Raw genomic sequence first — 16,907 nt, forward strand, 5'->3', positions numbered from 1 at the left:
CTAAAAGAAATCAATGTGTCCGAGGAGGCGGAGGCCAACGGCCCCCGCCGGTCCCTCTTACTTCTTGACCGCGCCGGTCGCAGTGCCGGTTGCGGGCTTGGCAGCTACCTTGCCTGCCTGCTGGGTCGACGTTGCCGTCATCGCAGCTGGGCGGATTTTGCCGTCCGAGCTGATGTTGGCGAGCAGGTCGGTGGTGAAACCGCTCATGAGTTCGGCGATGCGACGGTTACGGCTCTGCAGCCAGTTGTAGGCGAACACGGCCGGAACAGCGACCAGGAGGCCGATGGCGGTCATGATCAGTGCTTCACCAACCGGGCCTGCAACCTTGTCGATCGAAGCCGAACCGGCCGCACCGATGTTGATCAGGGCGCGGTAGATACCAATAACCGTACCGAGCAGACCGACAAACGGTGCGGTTGCACCGACGGTTGCGAGGAACGGCAGACCGCCGGCGAGCTTGGCGTTGATCGTCGCTTCCGAACGATCGAGCGAGCCGTGCAGCCAGTCATGAGCTTCGAGGCTGTCGCCCATTTTGTGGTGGCTGTCGCGCGCCTTGACGGCGTCGTCGACGAGCTGGCGCCATGCGCTGTTCTTCTCGAGCTTCTTGGCGCCTTCATCGAGCGAGTTGGAGCGCCAGAAGGTGTTCTTCACGCCCTTGTACTGGTTCATCACCTTCTGCTGTTCGAACAGCTTGGTGAAGAGAATGTAGAACGAACCGACCGACATGATGATCATGACGGAGAGAATGAACCAGGCGACGAAGCCGCCCTGTTCCATTGCTTCCCAGAAACCGAAAGAGGTCTGCGGAGCTGCATCGGCGGCAGCAGCAAGAAGTTCAAAGGTCATAGCGAGTAGTCCTCTCGAAAATTACGTTCCGCCTCATCGGCGGGAAAAGCTTAGTTGAGACGGTAGACGATCGTGGTCCGGTAGGTATCCGTGATCGGATTGCCTGCCGTATTGAGTGCGGGATCGAAACGCGCATAGCGGGTCATGCCATCGCACGCTGCGGTATCCAGGTCGCTCGAACCACTTGAACTTGTAACTGTACAGCCGGCCACACGACCATCGGTACCTACAGTCACGCTTACACCAACGTTACCTTCGATACCGTCGCGTTCTGCGCGGCGCGGATAGTTACGCTGGATCCGGCTGGCCCAGCTACGCTGGCCCTTGGGCGAGGCGCCACGTGCCTTGTTTACGGGCGGCGGTGCCGGCGGTGCCGGAGGGGCGGGCGGCGGAATCACGACCGCGGGCGGTGCCGGCGGCGGAATCGTCGTCTGGGTGCGGATGGGCGGTGGTGCCGGAGCGATATTGATCGGCGGCGGCGGTGCCACGGGCGGCGGGGGGGCCGTCTCCGGGATGTCTTCCGGCGGTGGCGGAGGTTCGTCCTCCGGCTCCGGCGGCGGCGGCTCTTCCACGTCGATTGTGGTCACGCGTTCGACGACCGACTTGGCCACATCGAGGGCAAGTCCGGTAATCAGTGCGTAACCGAGTCCTATGTGGATGAGGGCAACGATGATGATCGCAACGATGCGATTGCCACTCATCTCTTGGTCAGCATAAGCCATTCGGTTGCATCACTCCATCGTGTCTGCCCGATTCGCACCGGGCCGTTTTGGCGCCGTGGGGGGAGGTGTTTCTGACCGCAATCCCGACGCCGAATTCCATACTATGCAAGCAATATCCCCTAGGGGATAGAGCGCTGCGAACCAGGGGCTGTTCCCGAAAACTCCCGAAAACGGTCGTTTCAGGCAATATTGTATCATTCGCCCGGCTCAGGCCCATCCCTTAGCTGCGATGCTTTACAGGGGCAAACCCTTTTCCGGTTAAGGGGCAATTCACGGCTACGATGAGAGGAACCTTGGCAGCGTTGGATCGGTTGACCTACGAGATGGCGAAACCTTAATGGTCCCAGCATTCGAAAGGGCTTATGGCTCCCATGTTTTCAAAGACTTTCTTCGCGATATCGGCGGCAGTGGCGCTTGCCGTTCCGGCTGCCGCGCAGGACAATGCGCCGCGCCTTACCTATGCCGATCTGGTTGAGCTTTCCGACGGAACGCCGCTCGTCATCAGGGCCGAAATCCGAAAGCAGGCGCAGGTTTCACCCGAGCGTTCACCGGGACTCGCACCCGGATTTGCGCGTCTCTATGTCGAGGCGCGTACCGGCTCGCTGATCGCCGGGACCGTGCCGGTGGGCGAAGAACTGAAGTATCTCGTCGATGTCCCCCTCGATGCGAAAGGCAAGGTTCCCAAGCTGAAGAAGCAGGAAGTCATCCTGTTCGCGAGGCCGGTGGCTGGCCGTCCGGGAGAAATCCAGCTCATCGGCACCGATGCGCAGTTGCGCTATTCGCCAGAGCTGGAAAGCCGGTTGCGGCCGATCCTCGCCGATCTCGTATCTCCACAGGCTCCGCCCAAAATCACGCGTGTCTCCGATGCGCTTGCTGTCGAGGGAACGCTCGTGGGCGAGTCGGAAACGCAGCTGTTCCTCGATACGGAAGAAGACGGGCCGGTATCGATAACCGTGGTTCGCCGCCCCGGCCAGGCTCCGCGCTGGGGCGTGTCATGGACCGAAATTGTCGACCAGGCCGCGCGCCCGCCACAATCCGGGACCTTGCAATGGTATCGCCTCGCCTGCGCGTTGCCGCAGGACCTGCCGGGCACGGCGAATCTCGCTCAGGACCAGCGCGCACGCGAGCTCGCTGCTCGCGATTATGCCTTCGTGATCGACCAGCTAGGTCCTTGCGAGCGTACAACCGACTGAATGCCCGCTTAGGGCCGGCAAAGACAAACTGGTTCACGCGGGTGCATATGCTGCGCTAGGCGATTCCGCATGGATCTTTATCGTCATACATTCCGCGTGCGCTACGCAGAGGTCGACCCCCAAAGCGTCGTCTTCAATTCGCGGTACCTCGAATACGCCGACGTCCTGGTCAGCGAGTTTTTCCGAGAAGCGCGGGAGCGCGGAATGCCAAGTGACGTCGAGTTTCACGTGCGCCGCGCAGAGGTGGATTACCTTGCGCCAATCCGCCTCGAGGAGTTGATCGAGGGCCGCCTTACCGTGGTCCGGATCGGCAACTCGAGCATGGAGACGCTCATCACACTTCATGGTGCCGAAGAAGGCGACCTTCGCGCCGAGATCCGCCTGCATAATGTCCATGTCGACCTGCCCGAGGGCCGACCGACGCCGGTGCCAGACGCGGTGCGCGAGGCCTTCGGCTTCCCGGCACGGGAGGTTACCGATGTCTGATCCCTTGCGCATCGCGCTGGCCGGTCTCGGTACCGTCGGCACCGGCGTAATCCGCCTGATCGAGACCAATCGCGAAATGATTGCGGCTCGCGCCGGCAGGCCCATTGAGATTGTGGCGGTGTCGGCCCGCGAAAAGGGCAAGGAAAGAGGCGTCGATCTCTCCCCTTACGCCTGGGTCGACGACATGCAGGCGATGGCGGCCCGTGCAGATGTCGATATTGTGGTCGAACTGGTCGGGGGATCCGACGGTCCCGCGCTCACGCTTGCCCGGTCCGCACTCGACGCGGGCAAGGGGCTGGTCACGGCTAACAAGGCGATGGTGGCCCATCACGGGCTCGAATTGGCCGAACTGGCCGCGATCAAGAAATCGCCCTTCGCTTTCGAAGCTGCGGTGGCTGGCGGTATCCCGGTCGTGAAGGGATTGCGCGAAGGTACTGCCGCCAATGCGCTCAATCGTATCTACGGCATTCTCAATGGCACCTGTAACTACGTATTGTCTGAGATGGAGCGCACGGGCGCCGACTTCGACGAGATGCTTCAGGCCGCGCAGGAGAAGGGCTACGCCGAAGCCGATCCGGCTTTCGATATCGAAGGCGTGGACGCCGCGCACAAGCTGGCGATCCTTGCAGCCATCGGCTTCGGGACGCGGATCGATTTCGATGCGGTCCAGACCGAGGGCATCACACAGGTCCGTGCGAGCGATATCGCTCAGGCTGATGCCCTCGGTTATGTCGTGCGGCTAGTCGGTATCGCCACGCTGGAGGACAGCGGGGAAGGCCCGCGACTGCTCCAGCGGGTTCGCCCGTGCCTCGTGCCGTTCCGCCATCCGCTGGCAGCGGTTACCGGTCCGACGAATGCCGTGGTCGCGGAAGGCGATTTTTCGGGCAGGCTGCTTTTCCAGGGTGCAGGGGCAGGCGACAAGCCGACCGCCAGCGCCGTGGTGGCCGACCTCATCGAGATTGCGCGCGGCCAGAGCGGTGCACCGTTCTCCGTTCCTGTGACGGCACTGCAAAGCTGCGCTGCGGCCGACCCCGGCGACAGGATTGGGCGCGATTATTTGCGCTTTACAGTCGCGGACCGGCCCGGTGTGCTGGCCGAGATAACCGCCGCCATGCGCGACGCAGGTGTATCGATCGAAAGTATGATCCAGCGCAGCCGCGACCACGATGGTGGGGAAGTGCAGGTTGCCATGGTGACCCATGAAGGGCCGGAACGCTGCGTATCAGAAGCGCTGTCGCTCCTGGAAGGCTCGCCTAGCCTGACGGCTGCTCCTCTGGTGATGCCGATCCTGAAGGACTGACCTCCTCATCGTCGCGCAGGTCGGGCTTGGGCAGGGCGAGCTGGTCTGCGTTTTCCTGCATGCCAGCGCTGTGAACGACTTCTGCCTCGCTAGGGCCAGGCGCGACGAGACCGTCGTTTCCACGTGGCGCCAGACCGCGCGCGACTCTGTCTGCATCCGATCCCGGCGGGGCTTCGGGCAAGGCACGGACATCGATAAGGACGGGCATCGGGGGCGGGCACGGACCAATGAAACAGCCTCGTGCTGCCACAAATCCGTGATTTGGGATGCCGAAAGTATCTACGGGTTTCTGACCTTGCGAACGCGCAGCGATGCGTCGTTCGGTTTCGTCCTTGTCGTAATATTTCGCATTCTCTGTGTTGCGACGGCGGCAGACGATGATCTCGCGCGAGATTTCCGCTGCATCCTGTTCCTCGCTACAATCTTCGAGGCGTTGTTCGTCTTCTTCGTCCACTTCCTCGCGTATGAGGATGTCAATCCTTTCGGGCGGTGTGGCTGACTGGGCTTCCAGCCCGTCCTGGGCGAATGCGGAGTGCGAGGATGCAATCAAAAGAATGCAGACGCCTGCACCGCCAAGTCTCGACAACGTGTTGCTCCTGCGTATATCGGCGCGCGCATACGAATTCGCGGGCCACCCACCTTTTGGCCCACCCTCGCTTCAAGGACTGAACTCCCCATGAACTCGCCTGCTGAAAACTCTCTCGACCGCGTACTTGTGCTTGAAATGGTTCGCGTGACCGAAGCGGCCGCGGTCGCCGCTTCAAAGCTGATCGGTCGCGGCGATGAAAAGGCTGCCGATGCGGCTGCGGTAGAGGCGATGCGCAAGGCTTTCGACACGCTCTACATGGACGGCACGGTCGTCATCGGCGAAGGCGAGCGCGACGAGGCGCCGATGCTGTTCATCGGTGAAAAGGTCGGCGGCGCACCGGGCAAGGGGCCTAAGATCGATATCGCGCTGGACCCGCTGGAGGGCACCACCATCACCGCCAAGGCCGGACCCAACTCGCTGGCCGTGCTCGCCGCAGCGGAAGAAGGCTGCCTGCTCAACGCGCCTGATGTCTACATGGACAAGCTCGCAGTCGGACCGGGCTATCCCGAAGGCATTATCGATCTCGCCAAATCGCCGACCGAGAATGTGAAGGCAGTGGCCGAAGCAAAGGGCGTGGAGCCGGGCGACATCATCGTCTGCGTGCTCGACCGGCCCCGGCACGCCGACCTGATCGCCGAATTGCGTTCGCTGGGATGCGGCGTGGTCCTGATCGGCGATGGCGATGTTGCAGGCGTGATCGCGGTGACCGACGAGGAAACCACGATCGACATGTACATGGGGCAGGGCGGCGCACCCGAGGGCGTGCTGGCTGCAGCCGCGCTGCGCTGCGTGGGTGGCCAGTTCAACGGACGGCTGGTGTTCCGCAATGACGACGAAAAGGCGCGTGCTGCGAAATGGGGCATCACCGACCTCGACCGCATCTATACACGTGACGACCTGGTGAAGGGCGACTGCATCTTCGCTGCTACCGGCGTCACCTCGGGCAGCTTGCTAGAGGGCGTGAAGTATCTGCGCGGCGGCAAGATGACGACCGAAAGCGTGGTCATGCGCGCTTCCAGCGGCACCGTTCGCTGGATCAAGGGCGAACATCGCACGAAATAACCAGCGAAGCGGGGAATGCCCTGCTTGTCATGTTGCAATCCCATGACGTGTCGCTAGGCGGGAGTGACTGCCAGCCGACACGGGATTCGCTCACATGAAGATCATGGCCGCCAACTCGAACCTGCCGCTCGCACGCGCGATCGCAGGCTATCTCGAAATGCCTCTCGTCGATGCGCAGGTGCGCCGCTTCGCCGATGAAGAGATCTTCGTGGAAATCCACGAGAACGTGCGCGGCGAGGATGTCTTCGTCGTCCAGTCGACCAGCTACCCGGCTAACGACAATCTCATGGAGTTGCTGATCTGCATCGATGCGCTCAAGCGCGCATCGGCGCGGCGGATCACGGCCGTGGTGCCTTATTTCGGCTATGCCCGGCAGGACCGGAAACCGGGACCGCGTACGCCGATCTCGGCAAAGCTGGTAGCTAACCTCATCACCGAAGCGGGTGCCGACCGCGTCCTTTCGGTCGACCTGCACGCAGGCCAGATCCAGGGCTTCTTCGATATCCCGACCGACAACCTCTACGCGGCGCCGGTCATGGCTGCCGACATCCAGGCACGTTACGGCGACCAGGACCTAATGGTCGTTTCGCCCGACGTCGGCGGCGTTGTGCGCGCACGTGCGCTGGCGAAGCGGCTCGACAATGCCCCGCTCGCTATCGTGGACAAGCGCCGCGATCGTCCGGGCGAGAGCGAAGTCATGAACATCATCGGCGATGTGTCGGGCCGTCATTGCATCCTGATCGACGATATCATCGATTCGGGCGGCACGCTGTGCAACGCGGCCCAGGCGCTGCTCGACCAGGGGGCCGCTTCGGTAGCGGCCTATATTACCCACGGCGTCCTTTCCGGTGGTGCGGTCGCGCGCGTCGACGGGTCGGCTCTGAAGGAACTGGTCATCACCGATTCCATCAAGCCGACGGATGCGGCATCGGATTCCGAACGCATCCGCATCCTGACCATCGCCCCGCTGATCGGCGAGGCCGTACGACGCATCGCGGATGAAAGTTCGGTCAGCTCGCTCTTCGACTGAGGGCTAGTCGGAGCCAGGCTCGGCAGACGGATCGCGCCAAGATGGTCTTTCCGATCCCGCAAGCTTAGCAATGGCTTCGAGCCTGCGCGATTGGCGAATCTCCATTGTAATCCGCAGGAGCGGGCAATCGCCCGTCTGCAAGGCACCCGGCGTGTGGTCGAAGAAATGACGCATTTCCCGCGTCATATGCGATTGGTCGAAATAGCGCAGGCGTAGTTCGGGTTCTTCGGAGGTATCTGCAACTCCCAAGAGAGCCGCAGCCATGTCGAGCGCGCGGGCGCGCCGGAGCGCGAATTTGGGCGTCACTCCCCAATTTCGCGAGATTGTTCGCTCAAGCGTGCGCGGTGTGATGTCGCGGTCGGACGCAAATTCGGAAAGGCTGGCCGTGGGATTGGTAAGAGTCAGCCGCTCGAACTCATCCAGCAGATCATGGGGCCTGTCCGGCGATGCTGCGTGCAGAGAATCGCGCAATGCAGCTTCGCTCGCATCGAGCCAAGCATGGGGATCTTCTTGCGGGTGGTGGCCAGGCGCGATGCTCTGGAGACCGCTAAGGGGATCGAACGGAAAAATGCGGTCGAGCGTATCGCGGGGGTCCGGCAGTCCGAAATTCGTCGCGAATGCCGAGGTGCAGTTGATGGAAACCACGCGGAAGGATCCATCGACCTTGAGGTTCATCGCCTTTGTTTCGGGTGCGAAATAGAGCGCAAGCCCGTTATCGCCGGGTTCGAATTCGATCTTCCCGTCGGCGGTCCAGGCGGTCCACCTCGCACCGTAAATCATACGAATCACCGGATGCTCACAAAGCGACATGCACTCGATCGATGCGCCTTCGGGCATGTCGACCGATGTCACGCCGATGCGCATGATCCAGTCCTGAAGATCCGCACCCGGCGCGCGATTTAAGGCGAGCGGCATGCCTTGCCGTGTCGACCCGGTGTGAGACCGGATCGGCGGCACGTCAGCATCGGCCTTGTCGGAGGCCGGCAATTCTGGATCGTCTTTCGACGTCGTGACGAAATTCCCCTTCAGAACGACCCGAAGGCGGAGCAGTGGTTAAGCGAGCTTGACCGCAGACCACAAGAAAGCAAATGCAGGCTCATGCCAACAAGTTCCGACCTTACCTTCGCCAACCGCCTTGCCGATGCCGCGGGCGACGCCATTCGCCCCCTGTTTCGCGGCAACTGGGAACAGGAGAAGAAATCCGACTCCAGCTTCGTCACCGAAGCCGACCGCGCTGCCGAGGCCGCCATGCGCACGCTGATCGAGGCGGAATACCCGGATGATGGTATTGTCGGGGAAGAGTATGGCACCCGCAACGAGGGCGCAGGGCGGCAATGGGTGCTCGATCCGATCGACGGCACCACCAGCTTCATTGCCGGAAGGCCGATTTTCGGGACCCTTATCGCGTTGCTGCAGGACGGCTTTCCAGTCCTCGGCATCATCGACCAGCCGATCGGACGCGAGCGCTGGGCAGGGTTTTCGGGCAAGGAAACGACATTCAACGGCAAGCCCGTCCGCTCCGCGCCCTGCCGGTCGCTGTCCGACGCGGTCCTCGCCACCACGACTCCGCACCAGTTCAGCGACCAGGAGGCCGATCACTTCATGGGGCTCGCCAAGGCGGTGGCCGAACGCAAGATCATCTATGGCGGCGACTGCTACAATTACGGTCTGGTGGCGAGCGGCCATGTCGACATCGTGTGCGAAGCGGGATTGAAGCTGCACGATTTCGCCGCGCTGGCTCCAGTGGTTGAAGGGGCGGGCGGATTGATGTGCGACTGGAGCGGCGGGCCGCTGCATTCCGCGAGCGACGGTAATGTGCTGGCGATCGGCGATGCCGCCCGGCTCGAGGATGTACTGGAAGCGATGGACCTGGCGCTTTGACCTGCCGTCCGGACCGCAGAGACTGAGATGGACGCGGGCGTTTCGCTAAAGGGCCGGTCGGCCCTTGTGACGGGAGCATCGAGAGGCCTCGGATTCGCCATTTCCAAGCGTCTTGCGCAGCGTGGAGCTCAGGTTTGGCTCAATGGGAGGGACGCCGCGACGCTGGAGGCGGCCCGCTCTAGGATCGACGGCGATTGCCGCATCGTGCCGTTCGACATTTGCGACGATGATGCCACCGCAGCAGCGATCGAGGAGATGGCAGGCGCGGGCGGGATCGACATACTGGTGAACAATGTCGGCCAGAGAGACCGGCGCGACCTGAAAGAAGTGGCGCGGCAGGACATGGCGCGAATGCTCGACGTCAATCTCGTCGCCCCGTTCGATCTTGCGCGCAGGGCGGCGGCACATATGGCGCGCAACGGCCGTGGCCGCATCGTCAACATCACTTCCATTGCGGCGCGGATCGCTCGCGGAGACGTGCTCTACACAGCCAGCAAGGGCGGGCTTGATGCCCTGACCCGCGCCCTTGCCGCAGAACTCGGACCGGCAGGAATAACCGTCAACTCCGTGGCCCCGGGTTATTTCGCCACCGAGGCCAATAGCGAGATGGTCGCGGATAAGGACATCGCGGCCCACCTTTCGCGGCGAACGTCGCTGGGGCGTTGGGGGCAGCCGGAAGAAATCGCGGGGGCGGTGGCCTTCCTCGCATCGGACGAGGCGGGTTACATCACCGGGCAGACCCTGGCCGTGGACGGCGGCTACCTCAGCCACTTCTGACTTGCATTCGCAGGCAGAATCGCTATCTCGCGCGCCTTCACCGACACGTGATTCATGTGCCGGCCTGGCGACAAGGGCTGCCAGGGCTGGTTCGACGTGTCTCTGCAAAGGAGATGAAAATGCCCAAGCTGAAGACCAAGAGCGGTGTGAAGAAACGCTTCAAGATCACCGCCAACGGCAAGGTCAAGCACGGCGTCGCTGGCAAGCGTCACCGCCTGATCAGCCACAATGCGAAGTATATCCGCCAGAACCGCGGCACCACTGTCCTGTCGGAAGCCGACACCAAGACGGTGAAGAAGTGGGCGCCTTACGGCCTCGACTGATCGCGACACTCAAGGAGAATAAGATATGCCTCGCATTAAACGCGGCGTTACCACGCGCCAGAAGCACAAGCGGCTCCTAGACCAGGCCAAGGGCTATCGCGGTCGCCGCAAGAACACCATCCGCGTCGCTCGCCAGGCCGTCGAAAAGGCCGGCCAGTACGCTTACCGCGACCGTAAGATCAAGAAGCGCAACTTCCGCGCTCTGTGGATCCAGCGCATCAACGCTGCTGTTCGCGCCGAAGGCCTGACCTATTCGCAGTTCATGCACGGCACCAAGCTTGCCGGCATCGAGCTCGACCGCAAGGTCATGGCCGATCTCGCCATGAACGAAGCTGCGGCTTTCAAGGCGATCATCGAGCAGGCCAAGAAGGCTCTTCCGGCCTAACCGGCTCGAAGCTTCAAGCTCGAATTCAAGCAAGGGCGTCTCCTTTTGGGAGGCGCCCTTTCTTTTTGTGTCCATGGATTTGCGAATTTGCGTCCTTGGGATATCCTGTCCTGCATGGTCCACGACCAGCAACCCGAAACGAACTTCGACCTGACGGTGCGCTTCTTTCCGCCGCCCGAAGAGCTCGCGGCTTGCCTGACGACGATCTATCTTCTCGAAACCAGGATTAGTGGCGGCGCGAAAGTGACCGATTACCTGCAGCCAGAGTGGGGAAATCTGAGGTTCTTCTGCGATAACGCTCCCTATGCTCGTGTGGTGAACCCCGACGCATCGGAGCCGTCCTTCGTCGATGGAGCGCGCTTCCAAGCGACCGGCCCAAGCTCCAAGCCGGTCTATTTCGAGATGGGCCAGACGCGGATGTGGGGCATCGGGCTGAAGCCGCTGGGCTGGGCGCAATTGATAGCGAAACCTGCTCACGAATCGGCGAACATCATTTGCGATGGCGAAGAGCACCCGACCTTCCGCCACCTGGCGGGACTGTGCGACTTGCTGTGTGATTCATCGCAGGACGATGAGGACCAGTTTACAAAGCTGGTGGAGGTGTTGCGCGACAATTTGCAGCCGACGCGTGACGAGGCGCGGATCATCGCGATCCATGAAGCGATGGTGGATCCCTACCTGACTACGATCGACGACTTCGCGAATGCGGCTGCGATGCACAAGCGCACACTGGAGCGGCTCTGCAAAAGGCATTTCGGCTTTTCGCCACGCTTCCTGCTTCGGCGCCAGCGCATGATGCGCAGTCTGGCCGCGTTCATGCTTTCGGAAGGCAAGAACTGGTCGCGAACCATCGATCGCCACTATCACGACCAGCCCCATTTCGTGCGCGAGTTTCACGAATTCATGGGCATGAGTCCGACAGAGTATGCGACCATGGACCATCCCATCCTCGATGCCTTCATGACCGAACGCCAGCGTATCTGGGGGTCTCCCGTCCAGACGCTCGACAAGCCGCGACAGGATCTCGACAGCGGAAGCGCGCCTTGACCGGCACTGCACGCGGCGCGCTCGCCGTCGAACTCGAATTCTTCCTGCCTCCCGAGCAGCTGAGACCTTTCATCACGACCGTATACCGGTTCGATGTGGTCGAGCCTCAGCCCGGCAGCGCGGCCGAGCCGATCCGCGACTGGCTGCACCCGGAGTGGTTCAATCTTCGCATCGTGCTGGAAGGCGAGTTGTCTGCCAGTATCGGGCCAGGCGCCCCCGTGAACGTGCCACGTCTCGTGATGACCGGCCCCACGAGCCATGCTGCCGAGTTCGTCGCTCCACCATGCCACACTTGGGGCGTGGGCATTCTCCCCGCCGGCTGGGCAAGGCTATCCGGAAAGAGTGCTGCCGATTACGCGGACCGCATGTGCGACGTCGAAGCGGATCCGGACTTGAGGCATCTGACGCCGCTCATCGAGATATCCCGCGGCAACAGCACCGTCGCCCAAAGGGACGCGATTTTCACGCTCTTTGCCAAATTGCTCGCCAAACCCAGCAAGCGGGAAGCCGAGATCGTCGAGGCCCAGCGCGCCCTGCTCGACCCGTCCTGCGCAACTGTCGCCCACCTTGCCGAAAAACTCGCGATGACGACCCGCACGCTGGAGCGGTTCGCCCTCGATGTGTTCGGTTTTCCGCCCCAGCTCCTGATCCGGCGGCAACGCTTTCTGCGCAGCCTTGCGCAGTTCATGCTGGATCCGTCGATGCACTGGATCGAGACGCTCGATCGGCAATATTACGACCAGGCCCAGTTCACCCGGGACTTCAAGCGTTTCATGGGAATGGGGCCGCGCGAATATGCGAGATTGCCGCACCCTGTTCTCGGTGCGGCCGCCAAGGCCCGTCAGGCGGTGGCGGGGGAGGCGGTGCAGGTTCTTCACAGGCCGGCAAGACCCGCAAGCTGAAAGCGAAGTCGAGATTTGGAGTCTAACCCACGCTTGGACGCTGAAACTGGGCTTTAGCATTTCGGCCGATGCCGCTAGAGGCAGCCCCCTACAGGATTCCCGAGGAATAGATGACCGATTTGGCTACAATGCGTGAGAGCGCGCTGACGCGTATCGAAGAAGCACAGGATGCCGCCGCCCTGGAGAGCTTGCGCGTCGAACTGCTTGGTAAGCAGGGTTCGATTTCCGGACTGATGAAGACGCTGGGCAAGATGAGCCCGGAAGAACGCCAGAGCGAAGCGCCCAAGATCCAGGGCCTGCGCAGCGATGTCGCCGATGCGATCGCCGCCAAGAAGGATGCGCTCGATGCAGCCGAACTCGAACGCCGGCTCGCATCCGAAACGCTCGACCTTACCTTGCCTGCACCGCAGGCGCCGAAGGGCAGCGTCCACCCGGTCAGCCAGGTGATGGATGAGCTGGCGGAAATCTTTGCCGACCTTGGTTTCTCTGTCGCTACCGGTCCCGAAATCGAAGACGACTGGCACAACTTCACCGCGCTCAACATGGCCGAAACGCACCCTGCGCGCGCCATGCACGACACCTTCTATTTCCCCGACGTGGACAGTGAGGGGCGCCGCATGCTGCTGCGTACGCACACCTCGCCGGTGCAGATTCGCTCGATGGTGAAGCAGGGTGCGCCGATTCGCATCATCGCGCCGGGCCGCGTCTATCGCTCCGACAGCGACGCGACGCACACGCCGATGTTCCACCAGGTCGAAGGCCTCGTCATCGACAAGGATATCAATCTCGGTCACCTCAAGTGGACGCTGGAAACCTTCCTCAAGGCCTTCTTCGAGCGCGACGATATCGTGCTGCGCCTGCGCCCCTCCTACTTCCCCTTCACCGAACCTTCGGTCGAGGTCGATGTTGGCTGGCAGGACGTGAATGGCCGCCGTGTTCTCGGCGGTGACGGCGATGCGCCGGGCCACGGCTGGATGGAGCTTCTCGGCAGCGGCATGGTCAATCGCCGCGTGATCGAATTCGCCGGGCTGGACCCCGACGAATGGCAGGGTTTCGCATTCGGCGTCGGCGTCGATCGCCTCGCCATGCTCAAATACGGGATGGATGATTTGCGCGCCTTCTTTGACGGCGACCAGCGCTGGCTCGATCACTACGGCTTCTCGCCCTTCGACCAGCCGACCCTCTCCGCAGGCGTGGGAGCAAGCGCATGAAGTTCTCGCTCGAATGGCTGAAGTACTTCCTCGATACCGACGCGAGCGTCGCGGACATTGCTGCTGCGCTCAACCGTATCGGCCATGAGGTTGAGGGGATCGAGGACCCGGCAGAAAAGCTGGAAGGCTTCCGCGTTGCAAAGGTGCTGACCGCGGCCAAGCATCCAGATGCCGACAAGCTGCAGGTGCTGACCGTCGATACCGGTGAGGGCGATCCGCTGCAGGTCGTGTGCGGTGCGCCCAATGCGCGCGCCGGAATGAAGGGCGTGCTCGGCCTGCCCGGTGCGGTCGTCCCGGCCAACGGCATGGAGCTGCGCAAGAGCGCGATCCGCGGTGTCGAGTCGAACGGCATGATGTGCTCGGTGCGCGAGCTTGAACTCGGCGAAGAGCACGATGGCATCATCGAACTGCCCGAGGATGCGCCGGTCGGGCAGACCTTCGCCGAGTATCACGATGCCTCGCCCATTTTCGATGTGGCGATTACGCCGAATCGTCCCGATTGCATGGGCGTGCAGGGTATTGCGCGCGATCTCGCGGCGGCAGGCCTTGGCACGTACAAGCCGATCGACATCCCCGTTCTCGAAGGCGAGGGTGCTTGCCCGGTCGAAATCCGCACCGACGATCCCGAGGGTTGCCCGGCCTTCTATGGCCGCATCATTCGCGGGGTCGACAACACCAAGCCTTCGCCCGAGTGGATGCAGCGCCGTCTGATTGCGGCAGGCCAGCGCCCGATCTCGGCACTGGTCGACGCAACCAATTACCTGATGCTCGCCTTCGGTCGCCCGGCGCACGTTTATGACCTGGCCAAGCTGTCTGGCGCTGTCGTGGCGCGCCGCGCCAAGAACGGCGAAACGGTCGAGGCGCTGAACGAGAAGACCTATACGCTCGACGACAAGATGACCGTGATCGCCGACGACAACGGCGTACACGATATTGCCGGTATCATGGGCGGCGAGCATTCGGGTGCGACCGAGGGGACAACAGATGTCCTGCTCGAGATCGCCTATTTCGATCCAGAGCGCATCGGCGTGACGGGCCGCAAGCTGGGCCTTGCCTCGGATGCGCGCACGCGGTTCGAACGCGGTGTCGATCCTGAGTTCTTGGACGATGGACTCGCGTTGCTGACCGATCTCATCGTGAAAACCTGCGGCGGTACACCGACCGAAGTGGTGCGCGCGGGAGAGCCTCCCGCCAAGCCCAGAAAGGTCGAATTTGATCCTTCGCTTACGCGGCGTCTCGGCGGCGTCGATGTCGATGAGGAGGAGCAGTCGCGCATCCTTGATCGCCTCGGGTTCCTCAATCGCAAGGTCCTCGATAGCAATCTGCGGGAGGTGGCTGTTCCGCCGCGCCGCCACGATATCGAAGGTCCGGCCGACCTCGTCGAGGAAGTGGTCCGTATTCACGGTATCGACGAGGTGGAAAGCACCCCGCTTCCGCGCCGTCCCGGTGTCGCATTGCCGACGGCAACCCCGCTCCAGCAGGCGGAGCGCAAGCTGCGCCGTGCCGCGGCCGCACGCGGTCTCAACGAAGCGATCACATGGTCCTTCCTGCCGACCGCCGAAGCGGAGCATTTCGCGGACGGTGCCCAGCTGTGGGTGCTGGACAATCCGATCAGCGAGGACATGAAGGCCATGCGCCCCTCGCTCATTCCGGGGCTACTTTCGGCAGCCAAGCGCAATGCCGATCGCGGGTCCGACGGCGCGCGCCTGTTCGAGATCGGCCGTCGCTATTTCCGCGGGGCAAATGGCGCGAGTGACGAAAAGCCGACGCTCGGCGTCGTGCTTTCCGGAGAGAAAACCGCTCGCGGCTGGTCCAATGGCAAGGGCGCCAAGTTCGATGCCTATGACGCCAAGGCAGAAGCCGTTGCGCTGCTCGAAGCAGCCGGTGCCCCGGTCGGCAACCTGATGGTGATGGGCGAGGCTGGCGAGCAGTTCCACCCCGGCCAGTCCGCCACCTTGCGTCTCGGCCCGAAGAACGTGCTCGCCCGCTTCGGTGCGCTGCATCCCAACACGCTCAAGGCTTTCGACATCGATGGATCGGTCGTGGCAGTCGAAATCTTCCTCGACGCGATCCCGGCGAAGAAAGGCGGGGGCGGATTCGCGCGCGCGACCTATGCGCCACCGGCCTTGCAGGACGTGACCCGCGACTTCGCGTTCCTCGTCCCGGCGGAGCTGCCTGCAGGCGACCTCGTCAAAGCAGTGCGCGGAGCGGACAAGAAAGCGATAGTCGACGCTCGCGTCTTCGATGTCTTCGCCGGCCAGGGAGTGCCCGAGGGCCACAAGTCGGTTGCGGTTGAAGTTGTGCTGCGCCCCGGCGAGAAGACTTTCACCGACGAAGAGATCAAGGCGATCTCGGACAAGATCGTTGCAAATGCGGCCAAGCAGGGTGCGGAGCTGCGCGGATGAAGACTGCCCTCGTCACTGGCGCAACTTCGGGGATCGGCGAGGCGACGGTTCGTGCACTGGTTGCGAGCGGCTGGCGCTGTGTGGCGACGGGGCGGCGCAAGGAACGGCTGGACGCACTGGTCGCGGATCTGGGTGCGGATAAGGTCCATGCGGCCAGCTTCGACGTCCGCGACGAAGCGGCGCGCGATGCAGCTCTGGACGGCTTGCCGGAAACGTTTTCGAGTTTCGACCTGCTGGTGAACAATGCCGGCCTTGCGCTTGGCACGGCTCCTGCGCAAGAGGCCGCTCTCGACCAATGGAAGACGATGATCGAGACCAATGTCACGGCTCTGGCTTCGATCACGCACAAGCTCTTGCCTGCGCTGATCGAGTGCAAGGGCGCGATCATCAATATCTCAAGCGTGGCGGCCAATTACCCCTATCCGGGCGGCAATGCCTACGGCGGGACCAAGGCCTTCGTGCGCCAGTTCAGCCTCGGCCTGCGGGCCGACCTGCACGGGACGGGTGTGCGCGTATGCTCGATCGAGCCGGGCATGGTGGAGACCGAATTCACGCTTGTGCGAACGGGCGGCAATGAGGAAGCGCACGAAACGCTTTATGGCGGCGCCGATCCCATGACTGCAGGCGATATCGCCGAAACCGTGCGCTGGGTCGCCGAGCTGCCGCCGCACCTCAATATCAATACGCTGGAATTGATGCCGGTCAGCCAGAGTTTCGGCGGCTTCCGGATCGCCCGCGCCGACTGAGG

At 62.6% G+C, this 16,907-nt stretch carries 18 protein-coding genes; 14 read left to right on the forward strand and 4 right to left on the reverse strand.

Annotated elements, in window-relative coordinates; genetic code table 11:
- Window positions 1-57: 57 nt before the first annotated feature.
- Both GRI34_RS11430 and GRI34_RS11435 read right to left on the reverse strand, forming a co-directional pair.
- The gene (locus tag GRI34_RS11430) at window positions 58-846 is read right to left on the reverse strand and encodes a MotA/TolQ/ExbB proton channel family protein (protein ID WP_160596033.1); all 789 of its coding nucleotides are present in this window, start codon (window positions 844-846) and stop codon (window positions 58-60) included.
- A gap of 50 nt (window positions 847-896) precedes the next feature.
- Window positions 897-1,568: an energy transducer TonB gene (locus tag GRI34_RS11435; RefSeq protein WP_160596034.1), complete on the reverse strand. Its 672-nt coding sequence runs from the start codon at window positions 1,566-1,568 to the stop codon at window positions 897-899.
- 371 nt (window positions 1,569-1,939) lie between these two features.
- On the opposite strand from GRI34_RS11435, the gene GRI34_RS11440 reads away from it, so the two are divergent.
- From GRI34_RS11440 to GRI34_RS11450, 3 genes are all read left to right on the forward strand, one after another.
- Window positions 1,940-2,761, forward strand: coding sequence for a hypothetical protein (locus GRI34_RS11440; protein ID WP_160596035.1), 822 nt, complete (start codon window positions 1,940-1,942; stop codon window positions 2,759-2,761).
- A 69-nt stretch (window positions 2,762-2,830) separates the two neighbouring features.
- The gene (locus GRI34_RS11445; protein WP_160596036.1) at window positions 2,831-3,247 is read left to right on the forward strand and encodes an acyl-CoA thioesterase; all 417 of its coding nucleotides are present in this window, start codon (window positions 2,831-2,833) and stop codon (window positions 3,245-3,247) included.
- Window positions 3,240-4,547 carry a homoserine dehydrogenase gene (locus GRI34_RS11450; protein ID WP_160596037.1) on the forward strand — a complete coding sequence of 436 codons (1,308 nt, stop codon included), beginning with the start codon at window positions 3,240-3,242 and terminating at the stop codon, window positions 4,545-4,547. The genes GRI34_RS11445 and GRI34_RS11450 overlap by 8 nt, the downstream gene beginning before the upstream one ends.
- Here the strand turns inward: GRI34_RS11450 and GRI34_RS13235 are convergent.
- Window positions 4,501-5,133, reverse strand: a complete 633-nt coding sequence (locus GRI34_RS13235; protein WP_199800311.1) for a hypothetical protein — start codon at window positions 5,131-5,133, stop codon at window positions 4,501-4,503. The genes GRI34_RS11450 and GRI34_RS13235 overlap by 47 nt on opposite strands.
- Window positions 5,134-5,223: 90 nt before the next feature.
- Here GRI34_RS13235 and glpX point away from each other — a divergent pair, with 90 nt between their 5' ends.
- Both glpX and GRI34_RS11460 read left to right on the forward strand, forming a co-directional pair.
- Window positions 5,224-6,198, forward strand: a complete 975-nt coding sequence (glpX, locus tag GRI34_RS11455) for a class II fructose-bisphosphatase (RefSeq protein WP_090477254.1) — start codon at window positions 5,224-5,226, stop codon at window positions 6,196-6,198.
- A gap of 94 nt (window positions 6,199-6,292) precedes the next feature.
- Window positions 6,293-7,228, forward strand: coding sequence for a ribose-phosphate pyrophosphokinase (locus GRI34_RS11460; RefSeq protein ID WP_090477256.1), 936 nt, complete (start codon window positions 6,293-6,295; stop codon window positions 7,226-7,228).
- Window positions 7,229-7,231: 3 nt separating this feature from the next.
- Here GRI34_RS11460 and GRI34_RS11465 read toward each other — a convergent pair whose 3' ends face one another.
- Window positions 7,232-8,143 carry a helix-turn-helix domain-containing protein gene (locus GRI34_RS11465; RefSeq protein WP_160596038.1) on the reverse strand — a complete coding sequence of 304 codons (912 nt, stop codon included), beginning with the start codon at window positions 8,141-8,143 and terminating at the stop codon, window positions 7,232-7,234.
- Window positions 8,144-8,326: 183 nt separating this feature from the next.
- Here GRI34_RS11465 and hisN point away from each other — a divergent pair, with 183 nt between their 5' ends.
- From hisN to GRI34_RS11510, 9 genes are all read left to right on the forward strand, one after another.
- On the forward strand, window positions 8,327-9,109 hold the full coding sequence (gene hisN / locus GRI34_RS11470; protein WP_160596039.1) for a histidinol-phosphatase: 783 nt from the start codon (window positions 8,327-8,329) through the stop codon (window positions 9,107-9,109).
- Window positions 9,110-9,136: 27 nt separating this feature from the next.
- A complete protein-coding gene (locus tag GRI34_RS11475) occupies window positions 9,137-9,886 on the forward strand; it encodes an SDR family oxidoreductase (RefSeq protein ID WP_160596040.1) in 750 nt (249 codons plus the stop codon).
- Window positions 9,887-10,005: 119 nt separating this feature from the next.
- Window positions 10,006-10,209: a 50S ribosomal protein L35 gene (rpmI, locus tag GRI34_RS11480; RefSeq protein ID WP_040964345.1), complete on the forward strand. Its 204-nt coding sequence runs from the start codon at window positions 10,006-10,008 to the stop codon at window positions 10,207-10,209.
- A 25-nt stretch (window positions 10,210-10,234) separates the two neighbouring features.
- Window positions 10,235-10,594 (forward strand): 50S ribosomal protein L20, encoded by a 360-nt coding sequence (gene rplT / locus GRI34_RS11485; RefSeq protein ID WP_090477261.1) that lies wholly within the window; start codon window positions 10,235-10,237, stop codon window positions 10,592-10,594.
- Between the two features lie 114 nt (window positions 10,595-10,708).
- Window positions 10,709-11,641, forward strand: a complete 933-nt coding sequence (locus GRI34_RS11490) for a helix-turn-helix transcriptional regulator (RefSeq protein WP_160596041.1) — start codon at window positions 10,709-10,711, stop codon at window positions 11,639-11,641.
- The gene (locus GRI34_RS11495) at window positions 11,638-12,543 is read left to right on the forward strand and encodes a helix-turn-helix domain-containing protein (protein ID WP_234028210.1); all 906 of its coding nucleotides are present in this window, start codon (window positions 11,638-11,640) and stop codon (window positions 12,541-12,543) included. Before GRI34_RS11490 ends, GRI34_RS11495 begins: the two co-directional genes overlap by 4 nt.
- A 110-nt stretch (window positions 12,544-12,653) precedes the next feature.
- Window positions 12,654-13,754, forward strand: a complete 1,101-nt coding sequence (gene pheS / locus GRI34_RS11500) for a phenylalanine--tRNA ligase subunit alpha (RefSeq protein WP_160596042.1) — start codon at window positions 12,654-12,656, stop codon at window positions 13,752-13,754.
- Entirely contained in the window at window positions 13,751-16,159 is a 2,409-nt protein-coding gene (gene pheT / locus GRI34_RS11505) for a phenylalanine--tRNA ligase subunit beta (RefSeq protein ID WP_160596043.1), read from the forward strand. The genes pheS and pheT overlap by 4 nt, the downstream gene beginning before the upstream one ends.
- Window positions 16,156-16,905, forward strand: coding sequence for an SDR family NAD(P)-dependent oxidoreductase (locus tag GRI34_RS11510; RefSeq protein ID WP_160596044.1), 750 nt, complete (start codon window positions 16,156-16,158; stop codon window positions 16,903-16,905). The genes pheT and GRI34_RS11510 overlap by 4 nt, the downstream gene beginning before the upstream one ends.
- Window positions 16,906-16,907 lie beyond the last annotated feature (2 nt).

Origin of the sequence: Qipengyuania aquimaris (assembly GCF_009827445.1) — a bacterium.
In the GTDB taxonomy this organism is placed as follows: domain Bacteria; phylum Pseudomonadota; class Alphaproteobacteria; order Sphingomonadales; family Sphingomonadaceae; genus Qipengyuania; species Qipengyuania aquimaris.

Coding starts and splice junctions, on each gene's coding strand:
- GRI34_RS11430 (WP_160596033.1), bottom strand. CDS start 846: ATGACCTTTGAACTTCTTGCTGCTGCCGCCGATGCAGCTCCGCAGACC.
- GRI34_RS11435 (WP_160596034.1), bottom strand. CDS start 1,568: ATGGCTTATGCTGACCAAGAGATGAGTGGCAATCGCATCGTTGCGATC.
- GRI34_RS11440 (WP_160596035.1), top strand. CDS start 1,940: ATGTTTTCAAAGACTTTCTTCGCGATATCGGCGGCAGTGGCGCTTGCC.
- GRI34_RS11445 (WP_160596036.1), top strand. CDS start 2,831: ATGGATCTTTATCGTCATACATTCCGCGTGCGCTACGCAGAGGTCGAC.
- GRI34_RS11450 (WP_160596037.1), top strand. CDS start 3,240: ATGTCTGATCCCTTGCGCATCGCGCTGGCCGGTCTCGGTACCGTCGGC.
- glpX (WP_090477254.1), top strand. CDS start 5,224: ATGAACTCGCCTGCTGAAAACTCTCTCGACCGCGTACTTGTGCTTGAA.
- GRI34_RS11460 (WP_090477256.1), top strand. CDS start 6,293: ATGAAGATCATGGCCGCCAACTCGAACCTGCCGCTCGCACGCGCGATC.
- GRI34_RS11465 (WP_160596038.1), bottom strand. CDS start 8,143: ATGCCGCTCGCCTTAAATCGCGCGCCGGGTGCGGATCTTCAGGACTGG.
- hisN (WP_160596039.1), top strand. CDS start 8,327: ATGCCAACAAGTTCCGACCTTACCTTCGCCAACCGCCTTGCCGATGCC.
- GRI34_RS11475 (WP_160596040.1), top strand. CDS start 9,137: ATGGACGCGGGCGTTTCGCTAAAGGGCCGGTCGGCCCTTGTGACGGGA.
- rpmI (WP_040964345.1), top strand. CDS start 10,006: ATGCCCAAGCTGAAGACCAAGAGCGGTGTGAAGAAACGCTTCAAGATC.
- rplT (WP_090477261.1), top strand. CDS start 10,235: ATGCCTCGCATTAAACGCGGCGTTACCACGCGCCAGAAGCACAAGCGG.
- GRI34_RS11490 (WP_160596041.1), top strand. CDS start 10,709: ATGGTCCACGACCAGCAACCCGAAACGAACTTCGACCTGACGGTGCGC.
- pheS (WP_160596042.1), top strand. CDS start 12,654: ATGACCGATTTGGCTACAATGCGTGAGAGCGCGCTGACGCGTATCGAA.
- pheT (WP_160596043.1), top strand. CDS start 13,751: ATGAAGTTCTCGCTCGAATGGCTGAAGTACTTCCTCGATACCGACGCG.
- GRI34_RS11510 (WP_160596044.1), top strand. CDS start 16,156: ATGAAGACTGCCCTCGTCACTGGCGCAACTTCGGGGATCGGCGAGGCG.